This window comes from Terrabacter sp. P5_B1, from assembly GCF_056400505.1.
The window spans coordinates 1-10,187 of the sequence record NZ_JBFULD010000144.1 but is presented as its reverse complement, the minus strand read 5'-3'; the positions used below and the strand labels follow the sequence as shown (position 1 = coordinate 10,187).

Genomic DNA, 10,187 nt, shown 5'->3' with positions numbered 1-10,187 from the left:
GTCCCGGAGTCGGCGTCGTCGGCATGTGCGTCACGGGTGGGTTCGCGCTGGCGATGATGGTCGAGCCGGCCGTCGTGGCGCCCGTCGTCGCGCAGCCGGCCACTCCCTTGCCGCTGGGCCCCAGGCGGGCCGCCGACGTCAATCTCAGTCCCGACGACCTGGTCGCCGTCGCCGAGCGGGTCGCCCGGGGATGTCCGTTGCTGGGGGTGCGGTACCGGCACGACTGGGTCACGGGCACCCGGTTCGACACCCTCGAGCGGGCACTCGGAGACGGCTTYATCCGGGTGGAGCTCTCGGGCTCGGGCCACGCGACGCTGACGGACCACCGGCACCCCGAGGCGGTCGATGCGGTCGTCGACTTCCTGCGTGAGCGCCTGCTCGTGCGACCCGAGCCGCCTGAGGCCCTCTGACGAAACCGGGGGGCCCGTCCACAGCCTCGGTGCACAAGCTGTGCATCACCGCACGGGGGCTGTGGAGAAGGGAGCCGGGGCTGTGGACGAAACCCCGGTGGGCTGTGGATCGACGGCCACTTTCCGGAAAACCTTGCGAAGCCCGCGCGACGGGGGATAGAACTCTCTCACGCCCTCCTTCCGGGGAGAGCGGGACGACTCGGAGACGAGGGTCCACACGGTGGGGCAACCCACCGCGGCAGCCGGGTGACGAGGCGGCCGGGACCGGAGACGACGAGACGTCGATCGGGAGCGTCACCACCGACCGATCACCAGAAGGGCCCTTGAGACTCATACTCCCAAGGGCCCTTCGCCTTTGTCCTGCAGTGCTTCTCGTGTCAGGCGCGGGCGCCGGCTGCCGGGCGCCACGGCTTGAGCCACGGCGTCTCGGGCCAGCCCGCGCGCGCCGCCACGAGCTCGTACATCGTCGCTCCGTCGATCGACTCGCGGATGATGTCGGCGTGCCCGGCGTGCCGGGCGAGCTCCTCGACGAGGTGCATCGCGACCCAGCGCACCGACCAGGCGTCGACGTCCTTCGGGAACCACGGGGCGTCACGCGGCACGGGCACCGCGGCCCCGAGGTCGGCGTGGCGCAGGACCTCACGCGTCACGTCTCCCTGCGCGGTGAGCGCGGCCACGAGCGACTCGAGCGTGTCGCCGTCGGTGACGCGGAAGTCGTCGCCCCAGGCGGTGGCCTGCTGCTCGACGGACTGGTCGGGCGGCACCGGCGGCTCGGGCGCGGCGGCCATCCTCTCGGTCCAGCCGCGCTCGCAGGTCGTGACGTGCTTGATGAGGCCGCCGATGCTCAGCGTGCCGGCGGTCGGGGCAAGGCGGATCTGCTCCTCCGTCAGGCCGTGGGCGACGGTGACGAACGCGTCGCGCTGCTGGTCGAGGTAGGCGATGAGGCTCTCGCGCTCGTCGGCGACGGGTGGGACGTGGGCTGCCATGGCTCGTTCCTGCTCTCTCAGTCGTTGCGGTGGGCATAGAGGTCACGGAGCAGGGCGATCTCGGCCCCGTGGTGGATGAGCTCGCGGTTGATGTGGAGCACGAGCTCGACGCGCGGGTGCTCGGCCCACGGACCCTCGCTCGGGCCGCAGGGCTCCGCGAGCGCCGGCTCGTCCCAGGTCCGCGCGCCGGCGGTCCAGGCAGCGAAGGCCGCGTCCACCTGGGCGAGCGCCTCGTCCGCCGTGCCGGCGTAGGCGAAGGAGAGGTAGTCGACCTCCGGTCCGCCGAAGTGACTGTGGACGCGGGCACCGAGCACGCCCACGACGATGTGGGCGAGCCGCCACGCGATGGTCGTCATCGGCGCAGGGACCGGCTCGGGACGGGTGAAGTCGATGGTCAGCTCTCCGCTGCCACCCTGGATCTCGGTCGTGCCCTGCCCGCGAGGGTGGACGTTCCAAGCTCCCGGGGTGGGCTGCCAGAGGTACTCCTCGTCGGTGAGCCCCTCGAAGCGAGGGCGCAGCTGGTTGGTCCAGTGTCGGGCGGCCTGGTCGACGAGGACGGAGGTCCAGTCGATGGCGGTCTGTGTCGTGGTCATGGATCGAGGATGCTCCCCATGTAGGACAGTTCCTGTCCGGAGAGACTGGCAGACTCGACGGCATGTCCTCCTCGTCCGACGGCACCGGTACCACCGCCAGGGTGCTCCGGCTGCTCGACCTGCTCCAGAGCCGACCGGTCTGGAGTGGCACCGAGCTCGCCGACCGCCTGGGCGTCACGACGCGCAGCGTGCGCCGCGACGTCGAACGGCTCCGCGACCTCGGCTACCCGGTCAACGCCGCCCACGGCGCGGGCGGCGGCTACCAGCTCGGGGCCGGGCGACGTTTGCCGCCGCTGCTGCTCGATGACTCCGAGGCGGTCGCCGTGGCCGTGTGTCTCCGGCTCGCGGCCGGGGGCACCGTCGAGGGCCTGGGGGAGGCCGCGGTGCGCACGTTGGCCAAGCTCGACCAGGTGCTGCCGGGCCGGCTGCGCGCCCAGGTCGAGGCCATCCACGAGGCTACCGTGACCCTCGACAGCGGCGTCGAGCGCGTCGACGCCGCGACCCTGCTCCTGCTCGCCCGTGCCTGCCGGGAGACCGAGCGGGTCACCTTCGCGTATGCCGGTCCGCGCGGTTCGGGGGAACGCCGCGTGGAGCCCTACCGCCTCGTCGCCACGGGACGCCGGTGGTACCTGTTCGCCTTCGACCTCGACCGGGATGACTGGCGCATCTTCCGACTCGACCGCATGACCGACGCGCAGTCACGCGGTTGGCGCTTCAGGCCTCGGGAGGCGCCCGACGCCGCCGAGCACGTGCAGTGCTCCATCTCCGGCGGAGCCTACGACCATGTCGCACGGGTGCGCATCGATGCGCCGAAGTCGTTGGTGGAGAGGCAGATTCCCGCGTCCGTGGGGACCGTCACGGCAGACGGTCCCCACCGTTGCATCTTCGAGGCGGGCGGCAACCACCTCGGGTGGATGGCCATGCACCTCGGGGTGCTGCCCTGGGAGCTGACGGTCCTCGACCCGCCGGAGCTGCGCGACGTCATGCGCGAGCAGGCGGCCCGGATGCTCCGAGCCGCCCGTGGCGCAGGCGCGCGCGAGGCCGGTGACACTCCCCGCGAGTGAGTGAGCGGTCGCACGCGACACGCGGGACGGCATACGTGCTCRGCCGGTGTTGCGCAGCCCTGCGGCGATGCCGTTGATCGTCAGCAGCAGCGCTCGCCGCACCTCCGTGTCGGGCTCGGCGTCCTCGGGCACCGCACGCGACCGGGCGAGCAGCGACGTCTGCAGCGCATGGAGGGGGGCGAGGTAGCTGTCGCGCAGGTGCAGCGTGCGGCGCAGCACGGGGGCCGACTCGAGCAGGTCCTTCTGCCCGGTGACCCGGAGCACCTCCTCGACGGTGCGGGCGTGCTCCTCGCGGATCGTGTCGAAGATGCCGGCGACGTCGTCGGGCACCAGGGTGCGGACGTAGCCCGCCGCGATCTCCAGGTCGCTCTTGGCCAGCGTCATCTGCACGTTCGACAGGAAGGTGCGGAAGAAGGCCCACGAGCCGTACATCTCACGCAGCGTCTTCTCACGGCCGTCCTCGCGGGCAGCGGCGAGCCCCGACCCGACCCCGAACCAGCCCGGCAGGATGATCCGGGTCTGGGTCCAGCCGAACACCCACGGGATGGCGCGGAGGTCCTCGAGGCCGCCGGTCCCGCCGGGTCGCTTGGCGGGGCGGGAGCCGATGTTCATCTTGCCGAGCTCGTCGACGGGCGTGGCCGACACGAAGAACGGCACGAGGCGGGAGTCGCCGACCAGCCCGCGGTAGGCGTCCTGTCCGCGCCCGGCGACGAGGTCCATCGTCCCGTTCCAGCCGTCGAGGACGTCCCGCGGCAGCAGAGACTTCCGGTGCAGCACGGACGCCTCGAGGACGGCGGCGAGAGCGGTCTCGAGGTTGAACCGAGCGAGCCCGGGCAGGGTGTACTTGTCGCTGATGACCTCGCCCTGCTCGGTGATCTTGATCGGGCCGTCGAGGCTGCCGTAGGGCTGGGAGAGGATCGCCTCGCCCGTCGGGCCACCGCCGCGGCCGACCGAGCCACCGCGACCGTGGAAGAGCCGCAGGACGACGCCGTGCTGGCGGGCGACGTCGCGCAGTGCGCGCTGCGCCCGGTGGATCTGCCACTGGGACGCGGCGATTCCGGCGTCCTTGGAGGAGTCGGAGTAGCCGAGCATGATCTCCTGCACGTCACCCCGGGCCGCGACGACTCGGCGGTACGACGGGTCCGAGAGCAGCGCGTCGAGCAGCGGGCCGGCAGCCTCGAGCTCGGCGACGGTCTCGAAGAGCGGCGCGAAACCGATCCGCGCGGTCGCCGGGGTGGTGTCGTCGCCGGTGTCGAGGAGCCCGGCCTCCCGGGCGAGGACGACGACGGCGAAGAGGTCGTCGACGTCGTGGGTCATCGAGACGATGTAGGTCTCGACCGCCTCGGGGCCGTAGGTGTCCAGGGCCCGCGCGATCGCCGTCATGAGGGAGAGGGAGGCGGATGCCGCGTCGCCCACGTCATGCAGACCCATACCGGTGAGAGGGCGGCGCGAGGCCATCTCACGCGACAGCAGCTCGATGCGCGCCGACGCGTCGAGCTCGGCGTAGGGGGTGTCGAGCTCGCCGATGCGGTCGTAGAGCTCGGCGAGGGCGGCGTGGTGCTTGGCGCTGTGCTCACGGATGTCGAGCGTGGCGAGGCCGGTGCCCGTGGCGACCACGGTCCGGATCAAGCGCAGGATCGCGCCGTCGGCGGTCAGGGTGTCGCCCCCGGCGAGCATCGAGTCACGGATGAGCACGAGGTCCTCGAGCAGCTCGTCGAAGGTCGCGTAGTCGCGGCCCGGCTCGTGCGCGGTGCCGTTGGTGAGCCGGTCCCGGGTCCGGAGCAGGCGCACGCGGATGAAGCTCAGCTTGAGCCGGTAGGGCTCCTCGGCGTTCAGGCGACGGACCGCGTCGAAGGTGACCGGGAGTGCCTGCGCGTCGCGCTCGAGGCTCTCGCGCATCGCGTCGGTGACCTCGACGAAGCGGGTCGAGGACGACAGCTCGTGGAGCATGTGGTCGAGCTTCTCGACGAGCTCGGCGATGCCGGCGTCGTGCTGCATGCCGATGACCGCGAGGGTGACCGCCGGCGTCACGTTGGGGTTGCCGTCGCGGTCGCCGCCCGCCCAGGCGCCGAAACGCAGGGGGCGGGCCGTCGCAGGAAGCTGCACGCCGATGCCCGCGAGCGTCCGGTCCAGCTCGGCGAGCAGGTCGGGCACCACCTGGTCGGCGAGGAACCGGAGCGTGTGCAGAGCGGTGCGCGCCTCGTCGGTGGGCTCCGGCCGGACGATCCTCAGCTCGTCGGTCTGCCACATCATGTCGACGAGCTCGGCGAGCCGGCGCTCCGCGCGCGGTCCGTCGGTGGCCGGCCGGCGAGCGTCCTCGAGCTCGTCGACGGTCACGGCGATGCGACGGAGCAGGTTGAGGACCGTGCGGCGCGTCGCCTCGGTGGGGTGCGCCGTGAAGACGGGACGGTACTCGAGCCGAGCCAACACGTCCTCGAGCTCGTCGCGCTCCAGGGTGCCGGCATCCAGCGCCTCGCCGATGCGTCGCACGGTCGCGGCGAGCGGCGCCTCGTCGACGGCGCTGAGCTCCTGCCAGCGATGCAGCTGCTCGGTGACGTTGACGAGCTGGAAGTAGGCGGTGAACGCGCGGGCCAGGACCACGGCGGTCGCAGCGTCGACACCGTCGAGCAGGGCGCGCAGCTCGACGTCCTCGGGCTCACGGGCCAGAGCCCGCACCCGCTCGACGAGAGCGAGCAGCTCGGGCCCCTCGTGCCTCGTCAGGGCCTCCCCGAGCAGCGTGCCGAGCTGTCGCACGGAGGCTCGGAGCGCGGTGTGCTGCTGCGCCGACGAGACGCCCGAGGCGAACGTCGCGACGTTCGGCTCGCGGCGGTCGGCTTCGAGGAGCTGCTCGGTCGTGTCGCTGCGGCTCTTGGTGCTCATGGGTCTGTCGTACCGCGTCGACGTTTCACGAGCGTTTCGAGTCCACGATGGGGACCGCTCAGTGGATACGGGAGACCACCACGTGGACAGGTGTCGCCGCCGGGGCGTGAGCGGCCCTGCGAGGATGACGCCATGAGCACCGGAACCCTGGTCCTGGCGGCCACCCCGATCGGCGACCCGCGGGACGCCGCACCGCGGTTGGCGCACGAGCTGGCCACCGCCGACGTCGTCGCGGCAGAGGACACCCGACGTCTGCGCCGGTTGCTCACCGACCTCGCCGTCACCCCCACCGGGTCCGTCATCAGCTACCACGAGCACAACGAGGCCGCTCGCACCCCGGACCTCGTCGCCCGACTCGTCGCGGGGGAGCGCGTCGTCGTCGTCACCGACGCCGGGATGCCGTCGGTCTCCGACCCCGGCTACCGTCTGGTCGCGGCGGCGGTCGAGGCCGGAGTGCGCGTGACGTGCGTCCCCGGGCCGAGCGCGGTCCTCATGGCTCTTGCCGTCTCGGGCCTGCCGGTCGACCGGTTCTGCTTCGACGGCTTCCTCCCGCGCAAGCCCGGGGAGCGCGCCAGGGTCCTCGCCGAGGTCGCCGACGAACGGCGCACCATCGTCTTCTTCGAGGCGCCGCACCGGCTGGCCGAGACGCTCGCGGCGATGCGCTACGCCTTCGGGCCCGACCGTCGGGCAGCCGTGTGCCGCGAGCTGACGAAGACCTACGAGGAGGTCCGGCGTGGCACGCTCGACGAGCTCGTCGCCTGGTCGCAGGACGGCGTCAAGGGCGAGATCACGGTCGTCGTGGCGGGCGCCGAGCGGGTGGTGCCCTCCCTCGAGGAGGCTGTTGCCGGCATACGCACTCGGGTGGATGCGGGGGAGCGGCTCAAGGACGTCGCTGCCGACGTCGCGTCGCGCACGGGGCTGTCGAAGAAGGCGCTCTACGACGCCTCGGTCGCCGCGCGCTGACGTCCTCGGACCTCATCGGGTCCGTCACCGCCCGTCTCGACCGGCGAACTGCTTGCCCGCCGGGGAACAGCGGGTCAGGCTGCAGTAGTTCACTCTCCGGAGGCCGGCGACCCGTCCGGCCGCGTCGACAGCACAGCGAAGGAGCACGGCATGGCTACCACCCGCACCGCCAGCACGCACTGGGAGGGCTCGCTGTTCGAGGGCTCCGGACAGGTGAGCCTCGAGAGCTCGGGCATCGGCACCTACGACGTCAACTGGCCCTCGCGGGCGGAGTCGTCGAACGGCAAGACGAGCCCGGAGGAGCTCATCGCAGCCGCTCACTCGTCCTGCTTCTCGATGGCCCTGTCCAACGGTCTCGCCCAGGCCGGCACGCCGCCGACCACGCTGGACACCACGGCGAACGTCACGTTCGTCCCCGGCACGGGCATCACCGCGATCGCTCTGAGCGTCGTCGGCGAGGTCGCCGGCATGTCGGCGGAGGACTTCCAGGCCGCTGCCGAGGACGCCAAGGCGAACTGTCCCGTGAGCCAGGCCCTCAAGGCCGTCCCGATCACCCTCGAGGCGCGCCTCGGCTGACGAGCTCGCATCCCGGATCGGCGTCGTCCCGTGTGGGGCGGCGCCGACGTGGTTGTGGTGCAAGCTGCTCACGGGCGCCGAATCAGTCCGACTCGACGACCGACTTCAGCGACTCGAGCATCCCCTGCCAGGCCTGCGAGAACTGCTCGGCCTGTTCGGCGGACTCGTTCCCGTCCTGCTCGAGGGCCACGGTCGTGCGCCCGTCCCTCGTCGGCGTGAGCGTGTACGTCACCGTGTGGTAGTTCTCGGGCTTGTCCTCCTGCCCCATGAGCGGGCTGTAGTGCGTCATCGAGAGCCGATGCCCCTCCTCGACCTCGAGCACTTCTCCCTTGTCCTCGTAGGGCTTGCCGTTCATCTCGCCCTGCCATGTGATGGGGCCGCCCACCTGCCAGTCGGTCGTCATGGTGGTGCCCACCATCCACGACCGCACCTGCTCGGGATCGGTGAGTGCCCCCCAGACCACCGTCGGATGCGCCTCGACGATGACCTCTGCCCGTGCCACGTGACCAGTCATCCGTCCGTCCTACTCCTCTCCTGCGGCCGGCGCCAGATCTCGTGCGCGTCGGGGTCCGGTGCCCACCTAGGATTCACCGCATGAGTCATGTTCTGTCTGCCGTCGCCTGGCCGTACACCAACGGCCCGCGCCACATCGGCCACGTGGCCGGTTTCGGTGTGCCCTCCGACGTCTTCAGCAGGTACATGCGGATGGCCGGGCACGACGTCCTCATGGTGAGCGGCACCGACGAGCACGGCACCCCGATCCTCGTCCTCGCCGAGGAGGAGGGCCTCACGCCGCAGGAGCTCGTCGACAAGTACAACGCCGTCATCGCCCAGGACCTCACCGACCTCGGCCTCTCCTACGACCTCTTCACCCGGACCACGACGCGCAACCACTACGCCGTCGTTCAGGAGATGTTCCGTCAGGTCCACGCCAACGGCTACATGGTCGAGCAGACGACGCGTGGCGCGATCAGCCCGTCGACGGGTCGCACCCTGCCCGACCGCTACATCGAGGGCACCTGCCCCATCTGCTCCTTCCCCGAGGCCCGCGGCGACCAGTGCGACAACTGCGGCAACCAGCTCGACGCCGACGAGCTGATCAACCCGCGCAGCAAGATCAACGGCGAGACGCCCCAGTTCATCGAGACGCAGCACTTCTTCCTCGACCTGCCGGCACTGGCGGTCGCGCTCGGGGAGTGGCTCGACGGCCGGGAGGCCTCGGGCACGTGGCGCCCGAACGTCATCAAGTTCTCCAAGAACCTCCTCAAGGACGTGCGCCCGCGCGCGATGACCCGCGACATCGACTGGGGCATCCCGATCCCCCTCGAGGGCTGGGAGGACAACCCCAGCAAGCGGCTCTACGTGTGGTTCGACGCCGTCATCGGCTACCTCTCGGCGTCCATCGAGTGGGCCCGCCGGGTGGGTGACGCCGAGCGCTGGCGCGCGTGGTGGAACGACCCGTCCGCCGTCTCGTACTACTTCCAGGGCAAGGACAACATCACCTTCCACAGCCAGATCTGGCCGGCGGAGCTGCTCGGATACGCCGGGAAGGGTGAGCGCGGTGGCGTGCCGGGCGTGTACGGCGAGCTCAACCTGCCGACCGAGGTCGTCGCGAGCGAGTTCATGACGCTCGAGGGAAAGCAGTTCTCGACCTCGCGCAAGCATGTGATCTACGTCCAGGACATCGTCGCGCGCTACGGCCCCGACCCGATCCGCTACTTCATCTGCGCTGCCGGCCCGGAGAACCAGGACGCCGACTTCTCCTGGGCCGAGTTCGTCCAGCGCAACAACAGCGAGCTCGTCGCCGGCTGGGGCAACCTCGTCAACCGCACCGCGGCGATGATCGCGAAGAGCTTCGGCGAGATCCCGAGGCCGTATGCCGTCGAGCCCGTGGACGAGGAGCTGCTCGCGACCGTGGAGGGTGCCTTCGCGACCGTCGGCGCCTCACTCGAGCGGCACCGTCAGAAGGCCGCCCTCGCGGAGGTCATGCGGGTCGTGGGTGAGGCGAACGCCTACGTCAGCAGGACCGAGCCGTTCAAGCTCAAGGGCGACGACCAGCGCGAGCGGCTCTCCACGGTGCTGCACACCCTGGTCCAGGCAGTCTCAGACATCAATACGCTGATCTCACCCTTCTTGCCGCACGCGGCGAACCGGGTCCATGCCGTGCTCGGCGGGCAGGGGGAGCTCATGCCGATGCCCCGTCTCGAGGTCGTCCGAGACCTCGACGACGACGCGCGCAGCTACCCGGTCATCACCGGCGAGTACTCCTCGACCCCGAGCTGGCAGTCGCGGCCCGTCGTCGTCGGGACGCCCATCGCCAAGCCGTCCGGTGTCTTCGTCAAGCTCGACCCCGAGCAGGTCATCGAGGACGAACGGGCCCGCCTCGGCGACACCGCCCCGGGCGGCACGCGGCATCACACCGACCCGCTCGCCGCCCCGAAGATGGCCCCCCCGAAGCGGGTCGAGGGCACCGACGAGGCACCGACCGCATGACGCCCCACGCGTCGGGGCAGCGGGGCCTGCCTGATCACCTGCCGGACCCGCTGCCCATCGACGTCGTCGACAACCACGTCCACCTCGACATCACGCGCGAGGGCGACGAGCCGTTCGACGTGGCCGATGCCATCAAGCGAGCCCGGTCGTTCGGGGTGACGCGGCTCGTACAGGTCTGCTGCGAGCTGGACGGCATCCGTTTCACCATGGAGGCCATCGAGG

At 71.1% G+C, this 10,187-nt stretch carries 7 protein-coding genes and 3 pseudogenes; 6 read left to right on the top strand and 4 right to left on the bottom strand.

The genetic code is table 11. The features are described from left to right. A pseudogene (locus AC1DP0_RS11850) lies at positions 1–410 on the top strand (dienelactone hydrolase family protein); the annotation flags it as partial. A gap of 377 nt (positions 411–787) precedes the next feature. Here the strand turns inward: AC1DP0_RS11850 and AC1DP0_RS11845 are convergent. Both AC1DP0_RS11845 and AC1DP0_RS11840 read right to left on the bottom strand, forming a co-directional pair. Beyond that, complete coding sequence (locus AC1DP0_RS11845; protein ID WP_478084767.1) at positions 788–1,396, bottom strand: DinB family protein; 609 nt, start codon at positions 1,394–1,396, stop codon at positions 788–790. 17 nt (positions 1,397–1,413) lie between these two features. Then, the gene (locus AC1DP0_RS11840) at positions 1,414–1,989 is read right to left on the bottom strand and encodes a DinB family protein (RefSeq protein WP_478084766.1); all 576 of its coding nucleotides are present in this window, start codon (positions 1,987–1,989) and stop codon (positions 1,414–1,416) included. Positions 1,990–2,051: 62 nt separating this feature from the next. Between AC1DP0_RS11840 and AC1DP0_RS11835 the strand changes: the two genes are divergently transcribed. Further along, on the top strand, positions 2,052–3,053 hold the full coding sequence (locus tag AC1DP0_RS11835) for a helix-turn-helix transcriptional regulator (RefSeq protein ID WP_478084765.1): 1,002 nt from the start codon (positions 2,052–2,054) through the stop codon (positions 3,051–3,053). 42 nt (positions 3,054–3,095) lie between these two features. Here the strand turns inward: AC1DP0_RS11835 and ppc are convergent. Then, positions 3,096–5,933 (bottom strand): annotated as a pseudogene (gene ppc, locus AC1DP0_RS11830) (phosphoenolpyruvate carboxylase); the annotation flags it as partial. Between the two features lie 132 nt (positions 5,934–6,065). Here ppc and rsmI point away from each other — a divergent pair. Together rsmI and AC1DP0_RS11820 are read left to right on the top strand one after the other, a co-directional pair. Continuing rightward, positions 6,066–6,896, top strand: coding sequence for a 16S rRNA (cytidine(1402)-2'-O)-methyltransferase (rsmI, locus tag AC1DP0_RS11825; RefSeq protein WP_478084764.1), 831 nt, complete (start codon positions 6,066–6,068; stop codon positions 6,894–6,896). Positions 6,897–7,046: 150 nt separating this feature from the next. Then, on the top strand, positions 7,047–7,472 hold the full coding sequence (locus tag AC1DP0_RS11820; RefSeq protein WP_478084763.1) for an OsmC family protein: 426 nt from the start codon (positions 7,047–7,049) through the stop codon (positions 7,470–7,472). A gap of 82 nt (positions 7,473–7,554) precedes the next feature. On the opposite strand, the gene AC1DP0_RS11815 is transcribed toward AC1DP0_RS11820, so the two are convergent. Next, entirely contained in the window at positions 7,555–7,986 is a 432-nt protein-coding gene (locus AC1DP0_RS11815; RefSeq protein WP_478084762.1) for an SRPBCC family protein, read from the bottom strand. Positions 7,987–8,066: 80 nt separating this feature from the next. On the opposite strand from AC1DP0_RS11815, the gene metG reads away from it, so the two are divergent. Together metG and AC1DP0_RS11805 are read left to right on the top strand one after the other, a co-directional pair. Beyond that, a complete protein-coding gene (gene metG / locus AC1DP0_RS11810; protein ID WP_478084761.1) occupies positions 8,067–9,965 on the top strand; it encodes a methionine--tRNA ligase in 1,899 nt (632 codons plus the stop codon). Further along, positions 9,962–10,187 (top strand): annotated as a pseudogene (locus AC1DP0_RS11805) (AraC family transcriptional regulator); the annotation flags it as partial. The gene metG and the pseudogene AC1DP0_RS11805, both read left to right, overlap by 4 nt.